Origin of the sequence: Thiomicrolovo immobilis, from assembly GCF_039645955.1 — a bacterium.
GTDB lineage: Bacteria > Campylobacterota > Campylobacteria > Campylobacterales > Sulfurimonadaceae > Thiomicrolovo > Thiomicrolovo diazotrophicus.
Genome location: NZ_CP147916.1, coordinates 1,691,401 through 1,715,843 on the forward strand (window position 1 = coordinate 1,691,401; position 24,443 = coordinate 1,715,843).

Genomic DNA, 24,443 nt, shown 5'->3' on the forward strand with positions numbered 1-24,443 from the left:
CAAAGGAGACCAATCAAAAACCCGCGGGCGGCTTTTTGATTGCTCATTTTAAACGTTATGTAAAAGGAAAAATATGCCTCTGAATGATGAAACCATAAGTACAGTAATGTCTTATTGCAAAAGAGATCTTCCTCAAGATCATGATTGGTACATGAATGAATTTGATTTTATTCAAGATGTGCCATTACAAGAATCTTTGGCACGTGAATTTTATGCAGCCAGATATGTTTATAAATTGATGGAAGCCTTATTTTTAGAAGACTATGAGTTACATGCACATTTGAAGTTTCAGATCATTCAATATGCGTCAATCTACGAAGCAGTAATCAATTATTTATTACTCAATAACTTTAAAGAAGATGACAATGTTAAGCAAATATCAACACATATAAGCCTCAGAGAAATTGCAGCCCTCTCGGGATTAACTGAGATTACTTACGAAGGGAAAAAAATCTTTACTTGCCTAAAAAAAGAAACAAAAACTCCCTGGACGTCGATTCCCTTCCATGATAAAGTTGATGCTTCTGTAGATATAGGCTTTGTAAATGAAATCTACGCAGACGAAATTAAAAGTTTTTACACTCTTAGAAATAGCATACATATAGAAGCGGCAGCAAAAAAAAATATTGAATATGAAATTGAACAATCAAAACTTGCATATAGAAGGTTAAGACCTTTTATCGATGATATAAAAGCTTTTCTCAATGCTCAAAATACATAACAAATCAGAGGAGACCAATCAAAAACCCGCGAGAGGCTTTTTGATTGGTCATTTTAAACGTTAGCATAAAAGGAAAATAGTGCCCTATAACCAAGAATTTTCAAGCAGACTAGAAGAGGAAGTTTATAAGTTTTTACTTCAAAAAGGGTTCCCCCCTGAGTCTATTCTGTATGAACCTGCTATTCTCCCAATCGGTTCAAATATTCGTTACAGACCTGATTTTTTGATTGTTGATCCAAGCACTGGTGAACGCCTTGCTTTAATTGAGGTTAAAGGACCTCTTTCAAATTTGGCCAGAGCGAGTGAACATCTTGATGCGTATAAAAAGGCTTTAGGAAATCTTCGTATCGCCACCTATATAATCACCGCCCCTGAACAAGTTCCAGAAAAATTATCAGTGCTTACTAGCGAGGAAGGGATTAATGAACGAGAAGTAGATTCAGAAGTATTTCCGAAATACGAAGCTTTGAAAGCCAATAACCTTGCTGATAAAAAAGCCGATATAAAAAATAGACGAGAGGACGCATCAAATTCGTTAGAAATAGTTGGAACATCTGTAGCAGTTATCCTAGTTCTTATCGTTGCGGCAGATTTTTCTCTTTCGTTTTGGAAAATATCACTACTTACGCCAGAACGTTTGGGATTGTTGGGTGCTGCAGTAGCAATGGTTGTCATACCCTATCTTCAAAAATTCAAAGGACTTGGAATAGAGTGGGAGAAGTCCAACAAATAAATGCTAACAAAACAGTGGAGCCAATCAAAAACCCACAGGCGGCTTTTGATTGCTCCTTTCAAACGTTACGCTTCTCTGCTCCCTAACTGCATTATGACAAACGCCATCGCCGTCCCCCCGACGAGCTGATCGGCCAGGGAAAAGGCCCCGCCGAAACAATAGGGCTGCAAGAGCAGGACCGTGACAAAACCGCCGCCCAGGGCCCACGGCACCGCCCGGGCACTTCCGCGTTTCGTAAAGAGCGCCGAGGCGTACACTCCCAGCAGCCCGGCATAGGCAAAGCTCATGACCCCCAGCGCGAAACTGACCAGCGGCAGGTCCGTCGCACGCTGCCAGTAGTAGCTCACGACGGCCATCGCCGTCAAAATGAGCGCAAAGAGCAGTACGGCCGTCCGCGCGGCGGCCACGTAGTGAGCTTCTTCCATCTCGCCTCGTGCGCTCTTCCAGGGGCGGTAGATGTCTTCCACGGCCACCGAGGCCATCGCCGCAAGTACCGAGTTCGTCGAGGAGAGCGCGGCGGCGATTGCTCCCACGGTGACAAAGCCGCGCAACCCCGCGGGCATTTCGTTGAGAATGTAGGTCATGAAAATAGAGATCTTCTCCCCGCCGAACTCCTGCACAGCGCTGCCGCCGATGCCGGAGAGTTCCGGATGGTTGTAGAAGAGGTAGAGCAGCAGCCCGATGGCGAGAAAGAGCAGCACGACGGGAATCGTCATGACGATGGAGACCACCAGCGCCCTGGAGCCGTCACGCCCGTTTTTGCAGGCCAGCACACGCTGGGTCATATCCTGGTCCAGGCCGTAGGCCGCGATGTTGAGTAGCAGCCAGCCCCCCAGCAGGCTCCAGATGCCGAAGTTCCCGGCCGTGTCGATGACGGTCAGTTTCCCCTCGGCATTCAAAACGTCATACATCGTCCCGATGTCCGTCTGCAGCGTGCTGTAGAGGTAGATCAATACGGCCACCCCCGCCCCGATGTAGGTCACCGCCTGGATAACGTCGCTGTAGATGACCGACTTCACCCCGCCGAAGTAGGTGTAAGCCAGTGCGCCGAGTACCAGCATGAGAATGGCGGCGAAGAGGTGCAGCGGCGCGATGTCGGCGAAGACGATCATCGAAACGGCCAGCGCCCCGATGTAGAGCCGCGCGCCGCTGGCCAGGACCCGCCCGACGAGGAACATAATGCCCGCTTCGCGTTTGGCCTTCGTCCCGTAGCGCTGCTCCAGCAGTTCGTAGACGGTGACGGCACGGATGGCATAGAAGCGCGGCACCAGCACTTTGGCAATGAAGAGCACGGCCAGCAGCGCGGAGACGTAGAAGCCGACAAAGGTGAGGTTGCTGCGGTAGGCGTACTCCGGGCCGCCCAGGAAGGTCGCCGCCGACTGCGAGGTCGCCAGTACGGAGACGGCGGCCGCGAGCATCGGGACGCTGTTCCCGCCGACGAAGTAATCGCGCGATGAACGTATGTTCACGCGGGAAAAGAGCCACGAACTTAAAGCCAGGATGGCAAAATAGCCGCCGAAGACGGTCCAGTCGAGGGGGGAGAATCCCATCAGCGCGCTTCCGGCGGGGCTTTCAGGTGCAGGTCACTGACGGCGCTGCGCACCTTCCGCATAAAGGCCTCGCCCGGGTCGCTCTTTTCCGTGCGGTACCCCTTGTCAAGCTCCCGCCACAGCGGGGTCGCTTCCATCCGGCGGTATTCATGATGGCCTATAAGGTACTCCATGTGCGGGTACTTCCCGGCAAGGTAGCGCACCAGCGCGATATTCGCGCGCAGCTGCGCCGGGGTGAGGTCCTCTTTGGCGTTGTCCTCACCGCCGACGTTCTCGATGCCGATACTGTCATAGTTGAGCCCGATGACATGGCGCGCCATCCAGTTCTCGGGCATCAGGCGGTAGATCGTGCCGTCCCGGTCGACAAGGAACTGCGAGGAGACGTTGAGCGCACCTGCGGTCGCGATGTCGCCGCGGCTTCCGGGCAGCAACTCCGGCTGAAGGCGCGCAAAGGAGGACTCCAGCCCCATATCGGCCGTCCAGTGCAGCACGATGACTTTTGGATCGATCGTAATGTCATTGACCTCCATGCCGTAGTGCTGCTTGACGTACTGCTTTGTCAGGGCGATGCGCTGCGGCCCGAAGGCGATGGGCTTGTCGACGATCTTCGGCGCGCCGATGCCGTAGGCGTCGTAAAGCGCGTTGATACGGCGGTTCGACTCGGCGATCCGCTCGCGGGAGATCCGCCCCGCTTTGACCTCGGCGTAGATCGTATCAACGATCCGGCCGAGCATGTTGCTGCCGAGCTGGTTCGCGAAGAGCAGCATATCGACCCCGCCGTTGATGGCGAGACGCACCGTCTCTTCAAGACTGTAGTGTTCGGAGATCGCCTTCATCTGCAGGTCGTCGCTGACGATGACCCCTTTGAAGCCCAGCTCGCCGCGCAGCAGCTCTGTGTTGATCTTGTGCGAGAGCGTCGCCGGGTAGTCGGGGTCGAGCCGACGGTTGAAGACGTGGGCCGTCATAATCATATCCGCTTTGCCCTCACCGATCAGCTGGCGGTAGGGTTCGAGCTCTTCGGGGCTCCACGTCTCGGTAACGTCCACAAAGCCTTTGTGCGAATCCCCCAGCGAAGAGCCGTGGCCGGGGAAATGCTTCAGCACCCCGACGACCTTTTGCTCACGCAGGGCGTCGAGCATGATTCCCGCGTACTTCGTCACCTTCTCCGGCGACTCGCCGTAGGAGCGTTTCAGCCCGACGATCACCGTGTTGTCGGGGTTCACCGCCAGGTCGACGTCGGGGGCAAAGTCGGTATTGATTCCGGCGTCGGAAAGGGTCGCCGCCAACTGAGAGTACACCTGCTGCGCGTACGCCGGGTCATCCCTTTTTCCGACCGCTTCCGCCGAAGGAACGACGGGGAAACCGTAGGCGTGCTTCAGGCGTGCGACCCGGCCGCCCTCCTGGTCCACGGAGACGAGCAGCGGGGCGGTGGAGAGGGCCTGCAGCTGGGCCGTCAACGCGGCGAGTTGGCGGGGTGAACGAATGTTCTTCGTGCGGCTCTGGTCCGGGTAGCCCCGGTCAAACAGGATCACGCCGCCCGGTTTGTACTGCCGCAGCTCCGTCACAAAAGGGTCCGACGCGTCAAGCGATTCGGCATCGAAACCGACAATGAGCATACGCCCGATCTGCGCCTTAAGCTCGGCGTCAGTTGGTGCCGCCGCACCGAAGAGAAAAAGGGGAAGTAAAAGTAAGAGTGTCAATGTTCGCATCACCCGCATTGTACACACTCATTGTGGATAATGCGTTTAATGGATCAAAGCTACCAATGGCGCCGGAAATAGTGTACAATAGTTATAACCCACTGAAAGGAGCGATATCATGTCCGCTAAGAAAAAAGACGAAGAGATCATCGAAGAGAGTCAGAAAACCCTCGAGGGTTACCGTGCCGAGATCGAGGCACTGAAAGAGAAGGCAAGTCATTACAGCACCGAGGTCAAAGCCGAGTTCGACAAGCGTCTTGACGAGCTGGAAAAGATGTACGGTGAAATGCAGGAGCGTTACGCCGCCTTCAAGGATAAAACCGAAGCCAAATGGGATGAGACGAAAGCCTTTGTCGTCCTGACCAACAAGGCGCTGGCCCACTCCTACCACTATTTCCTTTCCCACTACAAGAAAAAAGGGTAAACGTGTGCCGGGGAGGCGCTAAAAGAACTTAGCATCCTCCATCTCGTCACGCAGCCCCTTGCGTTTACGCGTCTCTTCTCGCCGTTCGACGGCAGCGTTAGAGGGGTTTTCCGGGTTGGAAAAAACAGCTTTGCCGTAAAGCACGCACCCTTTGTCGCCCGGATCGCAGACTTTTTTCAAAAGATCGCACAGCTCGCCGCGCTGATGCGAACAGGTCCATCCGCCCATTACTGTTCCTTCGTTTTTGACAATTATAACCTCCCCGGCCCCGCTTTGCCTAGTAGAGTCTAACCGGGAGGACCCAGTCCGGTTCCGCCGATGCGACGTCCGGATTCTGCATCAGGCTGTTCGACTGATCAATATCATTTCTGTCGCTTTTGTTGACAAATACGACGCTACTCCCGTCGATACCGATACGGCGGCGAAACTCCAAACCGTTTGACACCGCAAACGTCTCCGGGTCAATCCGTTTCCCGGAGACAAAGCGGACGACGATATGGCCGGTCGTCACATGGCGGAATGCCGCTTCTTTCACACCCCATTTATAGAAGACCTCCCCGGCGTGCGCTGCCTTTTCACTTGCCAGGCGTGCATGATTCGATGCAGCCTGCTCGGCCGTATCAAATGCTTTTGCTTCCGTCTTGACGAAGAGTGTTTTTCTCCCGTGGCTGTTTTGCAAATAACAAAATTGCCCGATCGAATCTGCGAAAACCACTCCCGCAACTATCAAGCTTCCCACCATATATACAAGCTTCATCATTCCCACCTTCTAATGGCCGCTGATCTGTATGCCCCAGCTTGAGAGCGAGCCGATATAACCGCTCCTGAGATCCATGACCTTCAGACGCCATGTCCCCTGCGCGGGTTCATCCAGGCATCGTACAGTTGAAAAACGCCAATCTGCATAACGTTCTACGCCGCGAATGTAGTTTTCACCGCCAACCGCGAGAACGCTTTCCGTCCCCAACGGAGAGACTACTACGATGCGGAGATCATCGATTCGGTAGTGTTCCGTCGTGATCCAAATATCCACATGTTCGACCGTCATGGATTCACTAACATTCAAGGTACGCTCAATCCCGCTGCTGTTGGCATCGGGAATATCGACGTTGGCACTGTCGGTATACAGCGCGCTCGTCTGTTCCTGCCCCAAGGAAGAAAACCCCTCCGCCATAGCGACGGCAGCTGCTGCATCCACGATGCCGAAACCGTATTTGTCGTTGATAGGCAGTCCTGCCCCGTTTAGACTCCAACTCCCGTCGGATGCATCGTTCTGACGTGCGCTCCTGGCGAGAATATACCGAACATCTCTCCGTGTCAGCGCCGGATTGGCCTGGAGCACCAGGGCACACACGCCAGCCACTGCCGGACAGGCCGAAGATGTCCCGTTCATGAAACGGGTGTAGTTGCCGTCGGGATTGTTCCCATCAAGCAAAGAGTCACCGAGAACAATCTCGTCATTATCGTACTTTATATCATGCCCGATACCCAGCCCCGTCAGGTCCGTCGTCACGATGGCAGGGTCCGTAAGCCCATACTCGCCTCCCGTTCCAGCGACAAGCACGTTCGCCCCCGTGTTGGAATATGAACTTAGCGTACCATCTGCATTCACGGATGAAACGGTAATGGCGTATTTGCTGTTATGCAGGCTGGAGGTGTTGGCATACCCCTCATGGCTTGCCGTACGATCATTGCCGGCGGCAAAAACATAGATGGCGCCCTTGCCGTCACGACCGTTCACTGCGCCCTCTTCCAGCGCGCCTTCCAGCACCGGTCCCCAATCGGTCAGTGCGGCTGAAGTCATCGCCCCCCAGCTGTTCGAAAATATATCGATGCCCGGCCGGAGAAAGGCATCAGCAAAATGGGAGACCCGGCCTGTCGCCAGCACGTTAAACCCGGCCAGCCGCGTCATCGGGGCAACGCCCCGTACCCCCCGTACGTTGAACCCCTGCGCGCCAATAATCCCCGCGCAGGATGTCCCATGGTAGCCGATGTCGCTGGCGAGCGGCACGGGATCGTTCGAATGGGTACCGTAGTGGTAACTCAGGCTCACGTCAAGATTGTTCTTCAGGTCGGGATGCCCGGACTCGACGCCGGTATCGACGATACCCACGACCACATCACCACTGCCGGTAAAAGTGGTCGGCAGCCCGACGATGTCGAGGTCTTCCCCAGCGATGCCTCCGTTTTGCGCACCGCCCGTCTGCCCCGTGTTCAGCAGGTACCACTGATAGGGAAAAAGCAGGTCCCCCTCGACGCTTCCCCCGTTGAGAGGATCCGTACCGCTCCACACTTCGGCATAATCGTTCACCCCGTCACTGTCACTGTCGGCCAAAGCGGTATCCGTACCGCTGAGCTGTTCGAAAGCATCCATCAGCCCCTCATGGTCGGTATCCAGTTTCCAGAGTGCTCTATTGCCTTCATACAGTCCCCCGCCGTAATTGCCCTCTGCCAATGCCTTGTAACTGCCCGGATCATTCAGGTAGCTGAAATGGACAGAAGTGTTGTTCTCGACAATGGAAGGATTAAAACGTGTCAGTGTCGCAGCATCGATCATACTCCCTGCCGGGTCGGAACTGAACAGCTTCTGCGCAACCTTCCCGAGGATCATTGTGACCGTTGAGGGCACGGAGAGGTGGCGTTCCGCCGCGACGGCGGCAGCGGCAGAACTGAAAAGGTTGACCGACACGTTGCCGTCGCGCAAAGCCCCGAAGGTTGCGTAGGCATAAAGGGGACCGGCAAAGTTGCGTATTTCTCCCGGGACGACAAACCCGTCGCCGTCGGGGTCGATCTCATTCCCTCCGCTTACTTTCAGAAGCATCATCGTTTCTTCCGAGGGCAGGGACGATACAGCGAAGGTGCGTGTAGCCGAAAAACGGCCGGCGATCCTTTCGCCGAAAGGCAGCAGTTTTGTCGCCGTCGCGTTGTACTCCGTGCCGTCGCGCTGCGGATCATAAATGTAGCTTTTAGCAAGAAAAAGAGCGCTGCCGTCCAGCTTCGTCACTTCTATATCCGCACCGCAAAGTGCCCCCCTGACTGCCGTACTGCCTCCGATGCTTACGGTAATGGTCTCTGTCGGCGTCGGCGTCTCGGAATGCGAGCCGCTCCCGCATGCCGTGAGCAGAAAAACAGCTGTGACAGGAGCGATCACTTTATGTACGACGCTATAAAAAAGCATTCCTTTCCTTCCGGGTCGATCCCGATATCCTTATGCATACAGCCGATTGGTCATCCCCTTAAACACTCCTATTATAGGGTATATGAGCTTCAGAGAAAGCGGCATAATCTAATAGCATTTTTTAACGCTTTCTATTTTCTTGAAGCAATATTTAAGCTTATCATTCATACACTGATAGTATCTCAACCATTGGTATAAGGGGTATATTATGAAACGTGTTAGCGTGATAGGTATTTCTGTCGCAACAGCGGCATTGATCATAGGTGGCTGCGGTAGCAGCTCTTCCGGACCATCGGCACCATCCGAGATCAAAGCGGCGACCAGCATTGATCTCGCAACGGTGGAGAGTGCGTTGAGCATGCTCTATAATGGTGGCATTACCGCCGCCAGTGCGCCTGCATCCACGATGAAGGCAGCTGTAGCCGACATCAAAACAGCAATCCAGGCAAAAGTGGCAGCCGGCAGTGGTAGCGGTGAGAACAGCTATTCATATACTTATGATTGCCAGATCAGCGGTACACGTACCAACTCATACGAAAGTAGTTACGATTACCCGGCAGAGGGCGGCTGGACGGAAACCTATAAATATACGTATAGGTACGACCACTGTATCGACAATTCCAGCGCTACTATCAATGGTGAACCGGCTAATCGCTATTTCGAGAACGGAACATACTCCTACACGAACTCGGCAACATACAGCATCGACTCGAACATGTCCAAAGAGACGTGGTCCTGGAGTGATAATCGCAGTTACGGCTACGACAACAACGAGACGACGACGTCACGGACGTATACCCGTAAAAACAATGGCAAAGAGACCTGGGAAGCGGACGGTGATTACTTCGACGCAACCGGTGTACCGGCTTGGAGCGACACCTGGCACTATTCCGGCAGCGACAAAAGAGTCGACATCAACAGCAGTGGAAAAGTCAGCGGCGGTGAAAGAAATGTCTATAACGAGACATGGACCGACTCCGGCGCCCAGGACAACTCCCACTACAAAACAATGGCTGACGGATTCTACTCCCACTATGAAACCGATGCCAACGGTGTAGAGAGTCTAACAGGGGGCGAATATTACAACAACTTCGTCATGGAAGTTTATGCGAACGGCAGTGAAGAGAACATCACCATCAGCGGTACTTACGGCACAACCTGCCTCGGCGGCTCGGTCACGTTTAAAACCGATCCCGTCGTCCAGTCCAACCAGGATGATTACTTCGACGGCGACGGTCTCCACGGGAACAACGTCCTGCCGTACGCCGGTACCGTTACTGTCAGCGGCAGCGGCAGCGCAACGGTCGGCTTCGACGCCAACGCATCCATGTACTCGACAGTCACCATCGTCGCACCTGACGGCAATGCGACTTACAGCCGTTGGGATGACATCCCGGCAGGCACCTGCAGCGCGATGATGCCATAACGGCCGTGGCACTCAGAAGTGAGGTACCTCCTCCCTTCTGCATGGTCAATCTTCTGACTTTCCGGCTTCCAAAACACATTTAGAGACTTGTAAGTCCCTATCCACGATAATCCAGTATCTTTACAACCGAAAGCATCTGTACATGACTACTATTTTGCAACTGGCGGGCCTGCCTGATTCGAATGAGATCGTCCTGGAGACGACGGATGAAACGGGAGCACGCCGTTTTCTCGATTTTGCCTGGCTCTCACCGCTGCTAGAACCACTCGATCCCTCCCGCTTCCGCCACCTGAAACTGCTCTATGGCGGTGCCGACAACCCGATCAATGTCAATATCAGGCCCGATATCGTCTACAACAGTATCAGTGACCCGGATCGCTGCCTCCATGCCCTGGACCGTGCACAGCACGCTGCACGAAGCAATCCCTATCCCTTTATCAATCCGCCGGCTAATATCCCCCGCATCCGTCCCGACCGTCTTTGCGAGCTCGTTTCACCGCTCAAGGGGATCACTATGCCCAAAACCGTCCGGCTGACGCCACATTCTCTCTCCGACGTTCAAAACGTGCTAGCAATGTCTTTTCTAAAGCCCCCCATCCTGTTCAAAGAAGCCGCCACTTATCCGGAACAGCCGAACCACTATATTCTTGAAAACTTCGACGATCTCCATGCCCTGGAACGTTTTGCCTTCGACGGCAGGGCCTACTACGCCTCCGCCTTTAGCGACTACCGTTCACAGGACAGCCTCTACCGTCTCTATCGTTTCTATGTTATCGGAGACACCCAACTGCCCGGACACCTCATTCTCTCCGATCAATGGTATATCCGTAACGATGAGGAAGCCCACCGGGGTTTGAAACCGAAAATGACAAGCGTACTGAGTGAGGAGAAGGCCTTTCTCAAACAGTTTAAAAAAAAGAGATTCCCGATCTTATCCATGTTGAAAAAACAGCTTGGACTAGACTATTTCGCCGTAGAATGCACCATTGATAAAAAAGGGGAACTACTCCTTTTCAGCATTGACTGCAACGGACACTATGCTGACGGGACAAAAGCACAGGGGTACTACTCGACAAAAGAACTTGCACAGTTTAATCTGGCTGTCGAAAAGATGCTGCTTGAAAAACGCCCTTCGCCAAAGGAGCATCATGCTTAAAATCCTCAATCCCATCGGCACACCTGACTCTCAGCGGGCAACCGTCATCTGGAATAATGGCAATCCTCAGCAGCTCAAGATCAATTTTGAAGGAACCAACAGTCTTGTGAGTCTCATCGACCAGCAGCGCTACCGCGTCCTGCCCATTACCTTCGGCGGGCGCCATCCCAAACAGATCGTTCCCGAAGATGCCGATGTCGTCGTCAATTCAGTCTGCGATCCTGATACGAACGCCATCGCACTGCATCAGTTGGAATCGACACTGAACAACCTCGCGCTGCCTGTCATCAACCCTCCGGATCTGACATTCCAGACGACCCGGGAACAGACCTATTCACGTCTGCATGGTATCCCGGGACTTCGCGTTCCGAAAACGGTACGGGTCGCACCGCAGCGGGTGGCGGAGATCCCGGGACTGATCGCGGAAAACGGCCTGGACTACCCCTATATTTTCCGCTCGGCAGGGGAACACGGCGGCGGGGGGATGGTCCTGGTCGAAAGCGCACAGGATTTGCCGAAACTGGAACGCTTCGCTTTCGACGGCAGGGAGTTCTACGCGATTGCCTTCCACGACTTCCGGGACAAAGACGGCCTCTACCGCAAATACCGTCTTGTCGTCATCGATGGACAGATCTATCCGCGCCACCTCATCGTCTCGAAATCATGGAACATCCACTCGGAAACACGGCAGGAGCTGATGAACGATTCTCAAGCCTTCCAGGATGAGGAGATCGCCTTTCTGGCGCACCCTCCTGCGCGCCTGGGAGAGACCTGCCGCCTTATTCATGGAAAACTGCCCCTCGATTTCTTTGGTATCGACTGCCACCTGGATACAGAAGGGAAAATGTTCATCTTCGAGCTCAATACCTGTATGCGCATCGTCGGTAACGATCCCATTCCCTACCAGGCCCCTGCCCTCGATGCCATCAGGGAGGCCTTTAACGCACTGATTGCACACAAGGCACAAAGCCGCTAGCTAGGCAAGCCCCAGCATCGCCCGCGTCTCATCGGGCGTTGCGATACGACGCTGCAACTCCTCCGCGATCCGCGAGACCCGACGGACCAGCGCTTCGTTCGAGGCGAGTACTTTCCGCTCGTAGTCGTAATGGATGTTATCCTCTATCCCGACGCGGACATGCCCTCCCGCAGCGACGGCGGCAGCATTCATCGGCAGCTGGAAACCGCCCAGCCCCGCCCCGGCCCAGACGGAATCCTCCGGCAGCGCCTCCGCGATCATGGTCAGGTTGCCGAGCGTCGCCGGCGCCGTGTTGAGATTACCAAGCAGGATGTTGAAGTATTTGCGCCCTTTGATGATCCCGTGCCGCTCAAGATACTTGGCCAGGTTGACCATCCCGTAATCGAAGACCTCCATCTCCGGCCGGATACCCTTCTCCTGCATCGTCATCGCCAACCGCTCGACCATGTTGATCGTATTGACGCTCGCCCCGGAGAGGAAATTGAGTGACCCGAGCGTCAGGCTCGCCATATCCGGTTTCGCCCCCCCGCTCAGATGCAGCACCTCGGAGCGCCGTTCGAAATCACTCCAGTTTCGTCCCGACGTGGAGACACAGCAGACCATCCCCGGCCGCTCCCGGCGTATCCCCGTTAGGATTGCTTCGTAATAGCGGGCATCCGGCGTTGGCAACCCCCGTTCATCCCGGGCGTGGATATGGACGATGCGCGCTCCTGCATCATAAACGCGGATCGCATCCGCAACAATCTCCTCGACATGGACCGGGACATACGGCGTGCTTACTTTCGTCGGCACCATCCCCGTCAGACAGACATTGATCATCAGCGGGGGGAAGGGGTTCAGCGGGTGCGGATCGTTCCCCTCAATATAGGCCGCTGCCGCGATCTCGCGCTCTGCCCTTGTCTCGAAATGGCGGACAAGGTCCATCCGCAGCGTCGTCCAGTGGGTGACATCCTCCAGGCTGAAGGCGCAAAGCTTCTCCAGGCGTCCGACAACCTCATAGCCGTAATGCTTACGGTACCAGACGATCGTCTCGGGATGGTCCGCATTTGTCGTCACGTACTTCACGCCCGCGTCGTACATCGCCTCCAGCCGGGCATTCTGAAGCGCCTTCCCGATGTTCATGCCCTGGAATTCGGGATAGACTCCCAGCAGCGTCGTCTTTCCCTCCTCCGGGGAGAGGATCTTGTAACCGCCCGCACCGATGATCCGACCATCTTCCGTCCGGGCGACATAGAAAAAGGCAAGATCGAGTTCTTCCATCTCCACCGAGGGGACATGGTGCATATTCCATGGTTCCATCACTTTGAGAATTGCATCTCTGTCACCTATAGCGGCTCTTTCGATTCGGTAATCCATCGTCAACCCCCTAAGATCATCTATTCTACTGTTTTATAGCGCTCTTTTCCATTAGACTGCCCCAGATCCCGGAGTAAAGTATAATTACGCAGCTAATGACAAGGAGACCCCATGGCGCTGGGCGCAACGATCTACAAAGTATCTCTTTCCATCTCCGACCTCGACCGCCACTTCTACCATGATTTCGACCTGACCGTCGCCCGCCACCCCTCCGAAACGGAAGAGAGGATGATGATGCGCCTGGCTGCCTTCGCCTTTCATGCCGACGAACGGCTCGCCTTTACCAAGGGGATCGTCCAGGAGGATGAACCCGACCTCTGGAACAAAGACTATGACGGCACCATCCGCCTCTGGATCGACCTGGGACAGCCCGACGAAAAGCGCATACGCAAGGCGTGCGGACGCGCCGAGGAGGTGATCATTTACACCTACTCCCGCCGGGCGGCCGACGCGTGGTGGCGCCAGAACGGTTCGAAACTGGCGCGTTTCGGCAATCTTCAAGTGATCCAGCTGGATGCGCAGGGCGACGCCGAAGCCTTTGCAGAACGGAGTATGCAACTCCAGGCGCTGATCCAGGACGGCGAACTGCTTCTGAGCGACGAAAAGGATCGGCAGCTTAAAATCACGAGGGAGTCATGGGCGTAAGAACAATCCGTCTCGGCAGCAACTCCATTGCGACCATCGACCTTGAGACGGCCGAAGACGGTACGCAGCGGATCGTCAAATCCTCCGAAGACCCCTTCGCGCTGGAGGCGGAAGCGACAATGCTCGAACACCTCCGGCCCCACCTGCGCGTGCCAAAGGTGTTCGAGCAAAGCGCAGGGCGCCTGGTCATGGAGTACATTCCCAACGACGCCGCCTGCAACGGCCGCTGCGAAGAGGAGATCGCCGATGCCCTGGCCCACCTGCACAGCATCCCCGCCCAGGGTGTCTTCGGGTTCGGCTCCGATACGACCATAGGCCCCTTCCGCCAGCGCAACCGGCCGCGGATACGCTGGGTCGATTTCTACCGGGAGATGCGGGTGCTCGATTTCGCCGCCAAGGCCTTCGACGAGGGGCAGATCGACAAAAGCCTTTTGGGGCGCATCGAAAAGCTGGCCGCCGATTTCGAGCAATTCCTGGACGAACCCGAGCACTCATCCCTGCTGCACGGCGACGTCTGGGGCGGCAACGTCCTGACCCAAAATAACCACCTCGCCGCTTTTATCGACCCGGCGTGCTACTACGGCCACTTCGAAATGGAACTCGCTTTTATCGGGATGTTCCAGACGTTCGGCGAAGCTTTTTACGCGCGTTACCGCGCTCACCGTCCCATCCCCGAGGGCTTTTTCGAGCACAGAGCCGACCTCTACCGTCTCTACCCCTACCTCGTGCACGTCCGCGCTTTCGGCGGCAGCTACCTGGCGGGTTTAGAGGCCATCCTCCGGCGCGTCGGCTACTGACCAGAGCATCTCTTTGCGCAGGAGCTGCCGGTTTTTCCGGAAGCTCTGGTGGACCTGCTCCAGGATGCGCAGCAACGCCCCCGCCGTATCGATGGCGAAGGGACCTTTGTTGAGCATGACGCACTCCGCCCGCCCCGCCATCGCCGCGTCAGTGATCTCGGCGCGGCTGGGGAGGTTGTTCTTCATCTGGCTCTCGAGCACCTGCGTCGCCCAGATCACGGGGAGGTGTGCCGCGCTGCAGAGATCAAGCAGGCTCTCCTGAATGGTGGCGAGGTTCTCGAAACCGGTTTCGATCGCCAGGTCGCCCCGGGCGATCATCACCCCGCTGCGCTCCCACAGCAGCAGCTGTTCCAGGATGCGCGGCATTCGGAAAACCGCGTGCCGGGTCTCGATCTTGGGCACGATACCGATATGGCCGCACGCCTCCGCCTGCAGGAGCGCCTGCAGGTCGGCGACGTCCCGGTCCGTCTGGCAAAAGGAGAGACCGAATATATCGGCATAGTGTTTGACGGCGCGCAGGTTCTCCCGGTCTGCCGGGGTCAGGGCCGGGATGTTCAGGTAGGTATCGGGGAGGTTGATCCCCTTCTCCTCCTTGAGCAGCGTCCCGCCCGGTTTCGCCTGGGTCACCCGGCAGAGTACGCCGTCCGCTTCGACTTCGTGCACCGAAAGACCGATCTTGCCGTCATCGATGTAAACCCGGTCACCCGGACGAACGTAGGAGGCGAATGCCGGCAGCGTACAGGAGATCTGTGCCGGTACGGCCGTCTTGCCCGTCTCGTCTTTGAGGGCAGCGCACCCCTCCGCATCTGTCGCGGTAATGCGTAAAGTGTCCCCCGTAAAAAGCCGGATGCGTTCGGGCTGGACGACACAGCCCCGCACGTACCCCTTCCGGCCGCCTACTGCCACCATACAGCTTTCGTCGACGGCGACCTTCTTGCTGATGACACCCGTCGCCCCCTCCCCGTCGCGCTGCATGATCCTTACCTTGGCGTGCCGGCCGTTAATGTCCGTCACTTTCAGTACATCGCCCGCTTCCAGCGTGTCGAAGAGACTCCTTTCCAGCGCGAGCTGCCCCGGGATCCTCGCACGGGTATTGGGGTCGGTACGCTCGGAGATCGTCTGTGCAGGCAAGGGCCGGATCAAAATCGTCTTTTCGCGCTTGTTGCTGCCGAGGACGACGGGCAGCTTCAGCCGCCGGATCCGCCCGGTGCGTATCTTCGGCCCCGCCAGGTCGACAAAGATCTTCAACTTCTCCTCCGCGGGACGCGTTTCGTTCAGCGCCAGGATGACGTCCGCCATCCCCTGCCAGACGGCGGGATCGTCGTGCGCCGTATTGATGCGGAAGAGATTGACCCCGGCTGCCGAGAGTCCCCGGATCAGTTCCCCGCCGTTGCGGGCGGCGTCGGAGGGGAGCGTCACCATGACCGCCGTTGTCTGCTCCGCCGCGTCCGCAGCGCCTTTCCCGCCAAAGAGGGCCCGGCTGTTCTGCGCGATCATCTCTTGAGCCGCGGCGATGCCGAGGTGGTGGAACGCCGCCGTCTCCTCCGGGGAGATCTCCCCCCGTCCCAGCGACGAGGAGAGCTGGTCGTAGAGCGTATCGACACTGGCGGCGACGTGGGCGTAGGAGCGTCCGAGCGAGGAGAGCGAAAGGAGGAACAGCTTCTCCTGCAGCTCCGTCCAGTCTTTGGAGCGGAGGATGAGATATTGCCGGAGATTGAGAAGGCTCCGGTAGTGCGGGTGGTTTCGGTCGGTCCCGTGACGGGCCGCGAGCAGGTCGCTCCGAAGCTCTTCGAAGATATCGAGAGCCGATTGCATCAAAGTTCTGTCCAGCATACCGATATCTTACCGTGACGGTGTTTCAAATCCGTTACGTTCCCCTGCCCATTTCTGCGGCACGCCGCACGATATCCATGCCGTAGCGCTCCCGCATCTTCATGACCGCGCCGTCGAGCCGCTGCATCTTCCGGTCCTCCTCCAGGGTGAACATATCGACCGCCTTGGGATCGTGGTGGAGGAACTTCGTCGCGCTCATGGCGATGTAGGTGACGGCCGCGTTCGGATAGCAATCGAGCTCCCGGAACTTTTCCAGGGCGAAGGCGGTGATAAAACGCTCGTTGAAAAAGCGGTAGACGGTGTACTGTTTCTTGCTGCGCAGCCTCCCTTCGTACCCGATGCTGAAGTAGAAGGTCGTGGGGTTGACGCCCAGGCGGGCGATGGTATGCGTCCAGTGGCGCACCATCACCCGCACGCGGCGGTAGAACTCATCGCGTTCCCGGATGGGGCGGTCCATGCTGCGCGACATGCCGATCCCCTTGCGGCTGCGGCGGGGGTTGATCCCCTCCCCGTCACGCCCGCTCATGCGGGCATAAAGGTCCCGCCCCTGCCGCCCCCAGCTCGCAAACAGGTGCGGGCTTGCCACAGCTTCGCCGACGGTGGCGATGCCGTAACGCGCCAGCTTCTTCCCGAAGGCCCTTCCGACCCCGGGGAACTCCCCGACGGGGACGTCGCGCGTAAAGTCGGCGATCTCGTCATCATAGACGACCCGCAACCCGTAGGGCTTCACCGTCGACGTCGCCAGCTTCGCGATCCACTTGGCGTTGCTCGCCCCGATGGAGACGGGCAGCAGCAGCTCCTTCGTCACCTTCTCCTGGAGGTAGCGGATAAAATCGGGCATGTCACGCTCCTCGACCCAGCCCGTGACGTCGCCGAAAAGCTCGTCGATGCTGTACTGCTCCACCAGCGGGATCTCCTTGGCCAGCATCTCCATCATTTCGTGCGACAGGGTGTGGTAGAGCAGGTGGTCCGGGGGGACGAGTATCGCCCGGGGGCAGAGCTGCAGCGCCTCGCGGATGGTCATGGCCGTCTTGACGCCGCAGGCCCGTGCTTCGTAGCTGGCCGTCGTCACGATCCCCCGGATGCGCCCCGCGTCGAAAAAATAGTTCGAGGCGTCGTGCTCGGCGTGAAAGAGCGTCGGGACGAAGGCCCCCTGGTTCAGCTGGACAAGCTTCTTCTCCTTTGCCGGTTTCGCGTCAAAGATGAACGGGTCCCCCCGCCCGCCGACGATGACGGGCTTGCCCACGAGATCGGGGTTGCGGGTACGTTCGGCGGAGACAAAAAAGCTGTCGAGGTCGAGGTGGAGTATCATACCGCCATGATACGGCTAAACGCGGGCGGCGGGCCGTTTTATTTCACGGCGCCATCCCCTTTTGCGGCGGGAAGAGGCATCGCAGCAGCACGGGCGGCATCGGCACCCCGTCGTCCGAGATCGTGTAGCGGATCCCGACCGTGTCGTCCACCGTCATCATCCCCGCGAAAAGCGAGGGAGGGGTGATGCCGAAACGGCTCATTTTCGTTTTGAACGTCCCCGAAATCACCCCCTCTTCCATGCGGTCCGGCGTGGCGGCGACCCTTTGTTCATGGCGCCCGATGCGCATCACCCCCTCCAGGGAGCCGTCCTCTTTTTGGGCACGCAGGCTGAAGAGAACGGGACACTCCCGGTCGACGCCGAAGGCCTCATAGGCGTCGTTGTCCAGCGCCTCGTTACCGCTTTTGAGCGTTTCGATGACCAGGGCGACCTGCAGCGTTTCGACCCTGCCGTTTTCCTGCACCATGTAAACGCGGACACTCTCCGACGCCAACTTCCAGTCATGCAGCGAAGAGGTCCCGTTGACCTCGATGCTCCCCGCGGCCCATACGGTCTGCATCACGGCCATTAAAAACAGAATATGTTTCATCGCCTCTCCCCCTCCTCGGAATATGTAAGGCGCGTTTTTTTCGCGCCGTGCCATTGTAAAAAGTGTAACACAAAAGACTGCGTAGCCAGAAAGGGGAGCAAACGTATACGTGGGCACAGTGCCATATGGCGCTCTGCCCTGTTTTGAGCTTTTGCGCGCAAAGTGCCATAGACTTGCACTTATGAAACGCACCATCGACGCCGAAGAGATCCGGATCCTTTTTTTTACCGCCTACTTTCTTTACGGCAGAAGCAAATACGGCAGCAGCGAGCGGGGAGACGTACGCCTGGGAAGGATGGGGGCGTACCGGGGGATCATGCAGCTTTGCCGCGCGGCGATGGACGCCCCTTCGCCCTGCCTGCGCAGCGGGATGATAGAGGGATGCCGCCGGCTGGAAGCGCAGACGGAGGGGCTGCCCGAAGGCACTTTCAAAACCGCCTACCTCGAAACGCTCACCCTGCTGCGGCGGCGCATCGCGTAAACCGAAAGCGGCCTAGAACATCCCCATCATCGAGGTGCGGCCGAATTTCTGCACCAGCATCGCCGCCGTGCCGCCGCGCTCGTTGGCGATGGAGGTATCCGCCCCGGCGTCGAGGAGCGTTTTGCACAGCTCGGGCATATCGTCCATGATGCTCTCCATCAGCGGCGTCCAGCCCACGCCGTCTTGTTTGTTGATGTCCGCGCCGTGGGCGAGCAGGTACGCCACCATGTCACGGCGGTCGCGGCGGATGGCAATGTGCAGCGGGGTCCAGCCGTACTTGTTCTGCAGGTTGATATTGCCGCCGTTTTCGAATACCGCTTCGAACGCTTCGAGGTCATCCATGTAAACGATATCTTCCAGCAGGTCGAACAGTCCCCCCTCGGGGTGGGAGGCGTAATCCAGAATGCGCTCTTCGATCTCCGGCGCCATCTTGTCCAGGATCTCCAGTTTGTGATCGTCCATCATCGGTTCCTTATTCGTAATGTAAAGCTTCTCCCATTATACAACCCGCCGCTTTTTTATACACTAGACCTACCCCCGCCGTAGTCGTTTTGTGATGTAATGAGAGTACAATAGCAAAAACCACGGACGAACGGAGTTTGGCAGAAATGATGGTTTTTATCCTGCTTTTATCGCCTGTTATCGCGGCACTGGCACTCTTTGCCCTCCCCTCCGTGCGGGGGCGCTATGCCGTGGCGACACTGCTCTTCGGCGTGCTTTCGGTAGCGGCCCTCTCCCTCTTCCTGCACCCTGAAGCGCAGCCGTTCGCCATTACACCGGGAATGGGGACCCTGATCGAGGCCGCCGACGTCGTTTTGCTCTTCTATTTCCTCTTTCAGGGGGTGAAACACCGCTCCCCGCCGGTCCTGCTGCTTGCACTGCTGCAGCTGCCGCTCTACCTCTGGGCCCTTGCGATCACCCCGGCAGAGGCCCCGGCGCTGGTCGTGGACGATCTTTCGCGTTTCATGTTCCTCATCATTAACATCGTCGGCGGCGCCATCGTCCTCTACGCGGTCGAGTATATGCGCCGCGAAAAAAGCAGTGAAGGGAAGCAGCGCCTTTTCGTCGCCTATCTGATGCTCTTCCTCGCCGTCATGAACGCTATCGTCATCGCCGACGACATCCTGCTCTTCTTCTTCCTCTTTGAGATGACGACGCTCGCTTCTTATCTCCTGATCGCCTTCCGCGGCGACGCTGCCGGCCGCCGGAACGCCCTGCGCGCGCTCTGGATGAACCAGGTCGGCGGGGTGTTCCTGCTTTTGGGCGCCCTGGCCGCTGCCTACGGGCCGGGCACCGCGACCTTCAGCGGCCTGCTGCAGGGTGACGGCGGGCTGCTGCTGCCCGCCCTGGCCCTGCTCGCCATGGCCGCCCCGGTCAAGGGGGCTTCGCTCCCCTTCGACGGCTGGCTGCTCGGCGCCATGGTCGCCCCCACCCCGGTCAGCGCCATGCTGCACTCGGCGACGATGGTCAAAATCGCTCCTTTCCTGCTCCTCAAGCTCGCCCCGGGACTCGGAGGCACCCTGCCCGGTACACTTTTGGCCCTCTTCGGCGCCCTGGTCTTCGTCGCCGCCGCCTACCTGGCGCTGTCGCGCAGCCTGCTCAAGGAGATCCTCGGCTACTCGACCGTCGCCCTGCTGGGGCTGATGATGAGCCTGGCCGCCGTCGGCACGCCCGAGAGCATGCAGCTCGCGATGGCGCTGATGCTCTTCCACGCCCTTGCCAAGGCGCTGCTCTTCCTCGCCGCGGGCGCGCTTGAGAAGGATTTCGGCCTCAAAGACGTCGAGCAGATGAAGGGGCTGCGGCAGTACGCCCCCCGCAGCGTCGGTTTCCTGCTTTTTGGCTTCTTCTCCCTCACATTGCCGCCTTTCGGCCTCTTTATGGGAAAACTCTTTGCCATCGCCGCCGTCGCGTCGCTGCTGCATACGCAGCCGTGGCTCGTCGTGGTGCTGACGGGCATCGCCGTCGGCAGTGCCCTGCTGGTACTGCTCTATTTCAAGATCGCCGCCGCACTCCTCGCCGCCGCCCCTGACACCCTCCCCATCGAACGCGAAATGATGCCCCCCGGCTTCGCCGCCCCGCTGACCGTACTGACCCTGCTCAGCCTCGCCGCGGCGGGCGGCTACATGCTGCAGCAGCACAGCAGCCTCCTCTGGCTGCTGGCCCTCCCCGTCCTAATCATCGCCCTGCTGCCGCTGCTGGCGCGCTCCCTGCAGCGCTTTGACCGCGTCATGCCCTACCGCTGCGGTGAAAAGAGCGAGTTTGACGGCGCCCTCTTTTACGTGGAGCCTTCTCCCGCCGCGGCAGAGGGAATGCAGTGGGGCTTCGGCCTCCTCTTGGCCGCCGTCGCCCTCTCGGGAGCGCTCACGTGAACTGGGTCATGATTCTCCTTGCCCCCCTCCTCGGCGGCCTTGTCTACGGCGCGGAACGGGTGCTGCGCGCGCGGATGCAGCGCCGTCAGGGGCCGCCCCTGCTGCAGCCCTTCTATGACATGTTCAAGCTGATGGACAAGCGCACCCTTATCATCCACGCCCCCCACGCCCTGCTGGCGGTGGCCCACTGCCTGCTGCTCTGGCTGGCGGTGGGGGCGCTGTTTGCCGGCTGGAACCTGCTCTACATCGTCTTTTTGCACCTCTTCGCCCTGATCGTGCTCGTCCTGGCGGGCTACAGCGTGCGCTCGCCCTATTCGCAGGTGGGGGCCAACCGCGAACTCGCCGCCCTGGCCGCCTATGAGCCCATACTGGTGCTCCTCGCCGTCGGCTTCTACCTCGTCTCGGGCAGCTTCGACGTCAGTGCGATCCTGGAACACGGCGGCTACCTGGCACAGATGCCGCTGCTCTTCGCCGCGCTGCTGATCATCCTGCCCATCAAGCTGAAAAAGTCCCCCTTCGATACCGTCGAAGCGCACCAGGAGATCGTCGGGGGCGTCGAGATCGAATACAGCGGGCTCTTTTACGAGTTCCTCTATATGGCGCGTTTCCTGGAATACCTCTTCGTCTACGGCATCGTCTACCTCTTTGCCGGGGCTTCACCGCTGCAGGGGATGGCGCTCGTGCTCGCCGTTTTCCTCCTCGTCAATCTCGTCGACAACGCCACCGCGCGGGTCAGGACCGACCAGATGGTCAGGATTATCTATGCCACGGCGTTTATAATGGCAACAGCCAATATCATCTGGATCAGCCTATGAAATTTTTCAGCGCCTTTCGGAAAAAATCCCCCTGGATCCTCCACTACAACGCGGGCAGCTGCAACGGCTGCGACATCGAGATCCTTGCCGCATTGGGTCCCCGCTACGACCTGGAGCGCTTCGGCGTCATCAATACCGGCAACCCCAAGCAGTCCGACATCTTCCTCGTCACGGGCCCGGTCACCTACCGCTCCCGCGAACGGCTCGTAGAGCTCTACTGCCAGATCCCCGAACCGAAAGTCGTCATCGCGGTGGGGTCGTGCACGGCGGCAGGCGGGGTGTTCCGGGGAATGTACAACGTCGAAGACGGCATCGACCGCTACATCCCCGTCGACGTCTACGTCCCCGGCTGCGCCTCCTCGCCCCAGCTCATCATCGATGCCCTCGTAGAAGGGGTACAGATCCTGGAAACAAAGAGCAAGGCGATTGAAACCCCCTTCAGACTTTTCGGCGCCGTCGAAACGATTGCCGGGAAACTCAGCCGCCTCAAAATGGCACGAAAGGTCAACGATGCAGAAAATTGAAACGACACTGGACGCGCTGCTGGGTGACCTTGGCGCTTTTTACGACCCCAAAACATGGCACTTCCTCACCGTCAACGGGATCGACCTGGGCGAGGGGAAAATAGAGCTGCAGTGGATCTTCTCCCGCTACGGCGCGAAGAACGACGTTGTCGTCTACTATGCGCTGAGCGACTACGACACCCCCGTCCCCTCCGTCGTGCCCGTCATCCCCTCCGCCTTCCTGGGTGAACGGGAAGTCGTCGACATGTTCGGACTCCATGTCGAAGGGACCGTGGGCGGACTTTACCTTGACGAGGATTCCCAGCCCCATCCGCTAAGGGGGGACGCATGAAGAAAACCGTCCAGATCCCGCTGGGGTCGCAGCACATCTCCCTGCTCGAGCCCATCCGTTTCCAGTTCGAGTGCGAAAACGAGACCATCGTCGGCGTCGATGCCGACGTGGGGTTCGTGCACCGCGGCGTCGAGCAGGCCTGCACCACCAAGTTCGACTTCAAACAGGTCGGCTTCGTCGTGGCGCGGGTCTGCGGGCTCTGCGCCATCACCCACTCCCTCTCCTACACCCTCGCGGCGGAGAAGCTGCTGGACTTTACCCCCAATGACCGCATCAAGTACCTGCGGATGCTGATGGTCGAACTCGACCGTATCCATTCGCACATGCTCTGCCTTGCACACACGGCGGAAAACGCCGGCTTCGAGGCGCTCTTTATGCAAATCATGGGCGACCGTGAGCTTGTCATGGATATCCAGGAGGCGATCAGCGGCAACCGCATCCAGTTCGACTTTATCGCCATCGGCGGCGTCACCCGCGACCTCACCCCCGAGATGGTCGCCCTGCTGCACAGGAACCTCGACCTCCTCTTTGGCAAAATCGTCGACCTCATCGAGCTCTTCGAATCCAACTGGTCCCTCTCGCTCAAGTACAGAGGCATCGGGGCGCTCTCGCTGGAGGAGGCGCAGACCTATAACGCCCTGGGCCCCCTTGCCCGGGCCGCCGGGTTGGCCACCGACGTACGGGTGGAGACGGACGACTTCCCCTACGAGGCGCTGGGGTACGAGATGATGCTGGAGAAGGGCGGCGACATCCATGCCCGCAACCGGGTGCGGCTGCGCGAGATCATGAACTCCATCGCGATGTGCCGCAACATCGTCGACAACCTCCCCGCCGGGGAGATCATGGAGAAGGCCAAGGGCAAACCGAAAGGCGAGGCGATCGTACGCGTCGAAGCGCCCCGGGGCGAACTCTTCTACCTCGTGCGCGGCGGCGGGCAGAATATGCTCGAACGCGTCCGGATCAAGACCCCGACCTTCTCGGGCATCCCGGCCATGATGGAGGTGTTCAAAGGGAGCCGGTACGCCGACGCCCCGGCGATCCTCGCCTCCTTCGACCCCTGCATGTCCTGTACGGCGAAATAGGAGAGAACCATGTTCAGATCGATGATGAACGCTTTTTTAAACCTCTTCAGACCCGTCCGGACTCACCCCTATCCCGCCGAACCGATGCCCCTGCCCACGGCCTGGCGGGGGCTGATAGAGTATAATGAGGAAGCATGCATTTTCTGCGACAAATGCGAGAAAGCGTGCCCGCCCAAATCGATCCGGTTTTTCCAGCATGAAGACGGGCGCAAGGAGTACCGCTACAACGCCTGGCTCTGCATCTACTGCGGCGAGTGCGTGCGGGCCTGTCCCAAACCGGAAGAGGCACTGTGGCAGAGCGAAACGAAGGCTCGTCCCGCCGTCAAAGCGGACAACGTGAACGGCGGCTGGTTCGACTGGGAAGCGGAGTGCGCCCAAAGCCGCGACGATTATGCCGCGGCCAAAAAAGCGGCGAGGGCCGCCAAGAAAAACGAAGGAGCCTGAT

The 24,443-nt window shown here is 58.1% G+C and carries 25 protein-coding genes; 15 read left to right on the forward strand and 10 right to left on the reverse strand.

Annotation, left to right across the window (positions count from 1 at the left end):
* Positions 1 to 73: 73 nt before the first annotated feature.
* Both WCX72_RS08790 and WCX72_RS08795 read left to right on the forward strand, forming a co-directional pair.
* Positions 74 to 721, forward strand: coding sequence for a hypothetical protein (locus tag WCX72_RS08790; RefSeq protein WP_345969433.1), 648 nt, complete (start codon positions 74 to 76; stop codon positions 719 to 721).
* Between the two features lie 79 nt (positions 722 to 800).
* Positions 801 to 1,454, forward strand: coding sequence for a hypothetical protein (locus WCX72_RS08795; RefSeq protein ID WP_345969434.1), 654 nt, complete (start codon positions 801 to 803; stop codon positions 1,452 to 1,454).
* A gap of 65 nt (positions 1,455 to 1,519) precedes the next feature.
* Here the strand turns inward: WCX72_RS08795 and WCX72_RS08800 are convergent, their stop codons facing one another.
* Both WCX72_RS08800 and WCX72_RS08805 read right to left on the reverse strand, forming a co-directional pair.
* Positions 1,520 to 3,004 (reverse strand): sodium:solute symporter, encoded by a 1,485-nt coding sequence (locus WCX72_RS08800; RefSeq protein WP_345969435.1) that lies wholly within the window; start codon positions 3,002 to 3,004, stop codon positions 1,520 to 1,522.
* The gene (locus WCX72_RS08805; RefSeq protein ID WP_345969436.1) at positions 3,004 to 4,713 is read right to left on the reverse strand and encodes a glycoside hydrolase family 3 N-terminal domain-containing protein; all 1,710 of its coding nucleotides are present in this window, start codon (positions 4,711 to 4,713) and stop codon (positions 3,004 to 3,006) included. The genes WCX72_RS08800 and WCX72_RS08805 overlap by 1 nt, the downstream gene beginning before the upstream one ends.
* A gap of 109 nt (positions 4,714 to 4,822) precedes the next feature.
* On the opposite strand from WCX72_RS08805, the gene WCX72_RS08810 reads away from it, so the two are divergent.
* Complete coding sequence (locus tag WCX72_RS08810; RefSeq protein WP_345969437.1) at positions 4,823 to 5,128, forward strand: hypothetical protein; 306 nt, start codon at positions 4,823 to 4,825, stop codon at positions 5,126 to 5,128.
* Positions 5,129 to 5,146: 18 nt separating this feature from the next.
* Here WCX72_RS08810 and WCX72_RS08815 read toward each other — a convergent pair whose 3' ends face one another.
* The 3 genes from WCX72_RS08815 to WCX72_RS08825 are packed head-to-tail and all read right to left on the reverse strand — an operon-like array spanning position 5,147 to position 8,306.
* On the reverse strand, positions 5,147 to 5,356 hold the full coding sequence (locus WCX72_RS08815) for a hypothetical protein (protein ID WP_345969438.1): 210 nt from the start codon (positions 5,354 to 5,356) through the stop codon (positions 5,147 to 5,149).
* 49 nt (positions 5,357 to 5,405) lie between these two features.
* A complete protein-coding gene (locus WCX72_RS08820) occupies positions 5,406 to 5,888 on the reverse strand; it encodes a hypothetical protein (RefSeq protein WP_345969439.1) in 483 nt (160 codons plus the stop codon).
* Positions 5,889 to 5,897: 9 nt separating this feature from the next.
* Positions 5,898 to 8,306 carry a S8 family serine peptidase gene (locus WCX72_RS08825; RefSeq protein WP_345969440.1) on the reverse strand — a complete coding sequence of 803 codons (2,409 nt, stop codon included), beginning with the start codon at positions 8,304 to 8,306 and terminating at the stop codon, positions 5,898 to 5,900.
* A gap of 208 nt (positions 8,307 to 8,514) precedes the next feature.
* Between WCX72_RS08825 and WCX72_RS08830 the strand changes: the two genes are divergently transcribed.
* The 3 genes from WCX72_RS08830 (at position 8,515) to WCX72_RS08840 (ending at position 11,864) form a co-directional block, all read left to right on the forward strand.
* Positions 8,515 to 9,732, forward strand: coding sequence for a hypothetical protein (locus WCX72_RS08830; RefSeq protein ID WP_345969441.1), 1,218 nt, complete (start codon positions 8,515 to 8,517; stop codon positions 9,730 to 9,732).
* A gap of 142 nt (positions 9,733 to 9,874) precedes the next feature.
* Positions 9,875 to 10,888, forward strand: a complete 1,014-nt coding sequence (locus WCX72_RS08835; protein ID WP_345969442.1) for a hypothetical protein — start codon at positions 9,875 to 9,877, stop codon at positions 10,886 to 10,888.
* The gene (locus WCX72_RS08840; protein ID WP_345969443.1) at positions 10,881 to 11,864 is read left to right on the forward strand and encodes a hypothetical protein; all 984 of its coding nucleotides are present in this window, start codon (positions 10,881 to 10,883) and stop codon (positions 11,862 to 11,864) included. Before WCX72_RS08835 ends, WCX72_RS08840 begins: the two co-directional genes overlap by 8 nt.
* Here the strand turns inward: WCX72_RS08840 and WCX72_RS08845 are convergent, their stop codons facing one another.
* The gene (locus WCX72_RS08845; RefSeq protein WP_345969444.1) at positions 11,865 to 13,220 is read right to left on the reverse strand and encodes a GNAT family N-acetyltransferase; all 1,356 of its coding nucleotides are present in this window, start codon (positions 13,218 to 13,220) and stop codon (positions 11,865 to 11,867) included.
* A 111-nt stretch (positions 13,221 to 13,331) separates the two neighbouring features.
* Here WCX72_RS08845 and WCX72_RS08850 point away from each other — a divergent pair, with 111 nt between their 5' ends.
* Together WCX72_RS08850 and WCX72_RS08855 are read left to right on the forward strand one after the other, a co-directional pair.
* Complete coding sequence (locus WCX72_RS08850) at positions 13,332 to 13,865, forward strand: YaeQ family protein (protein ID WP_345969445.1); 534 nt, start codon at positions 13,332 to 13,334, stop codon at positions 13,863 to 13,865.
* Positions 13,856 to 14,662: a fructosamine kinase family protein gene (locus WCX72_RS08855; RefSeq protein WP_345969446.1), complete on the forward strand. Its 807-nt coding sequence runs from the start codon at positions 13,856 to 13,858 to the stop codon at positions 14,660 to 14,662. Before WCX72_RS08850 ends, WCX72_RS08855 begins: the two co-directional genes overlap by 10 nt.
* Here the strand turns inward: WCX72_RS08855 and WCX72_RS08860 are convergent.
* From WCX72_RS08860 to WCX72_RS08870, 3 genes are read right to left on the reverse strand one after another with little or no spacing between them, the layout of a single operon-like run.
* Complete coding sequence (locus WCX72_RS08860; protein WP_345969447.1) at positions 14,630 to 16,495, reverse strand: pyruvate kinase; 1,866 nt, start codon at positions 16,493 to 16,495, stop codon at positions 14,630 to 14,632. The two genes, WCX72_RS08855 and WCX72_RS08860, sit on opposite strands and share 33 nt — an antisense overlap.
* Before the next feature lie 34 nt (positions 16,496 to 16,529).
* A complete protein-coding gene (locus WCX72_RS08865; protein WP_345969448.1) occupies positions 16,530 to 17,807 on the reverse strand; it encodes a DNA polymerase IV in 1,278 nt (425 codons plus the stop codon).
* A gap of 43 nt (positions 17,808 to 17,850) precedes the next feature.
* On the reverse strand, positions 17,851 to 18,396 hold the full coding sequence (locus WCX72_RS08870) for a hypothetical protein (protein ID WP_345969449.1): 546 nt from the start codon (positions 18,394 to 18,396) through the stop codon (positions 17,851 to 17,853).
* Between the two features lie 181 nt (positions 18,397 to 18,577).
* On the opposite strand from WCX72_RS08870, the gene WCX72_RS08875 reads away from it, so the two are divergent.
* Complete coding sequence (locus WCX72_RS08875) at positions 18,578 to 18,877, forward strand: hypothetical protein (RefSeq protein WP_345969450.1); 300 nt, start codon at positions 18,578 to 18,580, stop codon at positions 18,875 to 18,877.
* A 12-nt stretch (positions 18,878 to 18,889) separates the two neighbouring features.
* On the opposite strand, the gene WCX72_RS08880 is transcribed toward WCX72_RS08875, so the two are convergent.
* Positions 18,890 to 19,342: an ankyrin repeat domain-containing protein gene (locus WCX72_RS08880; protein WP_345969451.1), complete on the reverse strand. Its 453-nt coding sequence runs from the start codon at positions 19,340 to 19,342 to the stop codon at positions 18,890 to 18,892.
* A 143-nt stretch (positions 19,343 to 19,485) separates the two neighbouring features.
* Here WCX72_RS08880 and WCX72_RS08885 point away from each other — a divergent pair, with 143 nt between their 5' ends.
* The 6 genes from WCX72_RS08885 to WCX72_RS08910 are packed head-to-tail and all read left to right on the forward strand — an operon-like array spanning position 19,486 to position 24,442.
* The gene (locus tag WCX72_RS08885; RefSeq protein WP_345969452.1) at positions 19,486 to 21,246 is read left to right on the forward strand and encodes a proton-conducting transporter membrane subunit; all 1,761 of its coding nucleotides are present in this window, start codon (positions 19,486 to 19,488) and stop codon (positions 21,244 to 21,246) included.
* Positions 21,243 to 22,061, forward strand: a complete 819-nt coding sequence (locus tag WCX72_RS08890) for a complex I subunit 1 family protein (protein WP_345969453.1) — start codon at positions 21,243 to 21,245, stop codon at positions 22,059 to 22,061. Before WCX72_RS08885 ends, WCX72_RS08890 begins: the two co-directional genes overlap by 4 nt.
* Complete coding sequence (nuoB, locus tag WCX72_RS08895; RefSeq protein WP_345969454.1) at positions 22,058 to 22,585, forward strand: NADH-quinone oxidoreductase subunit NuoB; 528 nt, start codon at positions 22,058 to 22,060, stop codon at positions 22,583 to 22,585. The genes WCX72_RS08890 and nuoB overlap by 4 nt, the downstream gene beginning before the upstream one ends.
* Positions 22,572 to 22,916: an NADH-quinone oxidoreductase subunit C gene (locus tag WCX72_RS08900; RefSeq protein WP_345969455.1), complete on the forward strand. Its 345-nt coding sequence runs from the start codon at positions 22,572 to 22,574 to the stop codon at positions 22,914 to 22,916. The genes nuoB and WCX72_RS08900 overlap by 14 nt, the downstream gene beginning before the upstream one ends.
* Positions 22,913 to 23,998, forward strand: a complete 1,086-nt coding sequence (locus WCX72_RS08905; RefSeq protein WP_345969456.1) for a nickel-dependent hydrogenase large subunit — start codon at positions 22,913 to 22,915, stop codon at positions 23,996 to 23,998. The genes WCX72_RS08900 and WCX72_RS08905 overlap by 4 nt, the downstream gene beginning before the upstream one ends.
* A gap of 9 nt (positions 23,999 to 24,007) precedes the next feature.
* A complete protein-coding gene (locus WCX72_RS08910; RefSeq protein ID WP_345969457.1) occupies positions 24,008 to 24,442 on the forward strand; it encodes a 4Fe-4S dicluster domain-containing protein in 435 nt (144 codons plus the stop codon).
* Position 24,443: the final 1 nt, after the last annotated feature.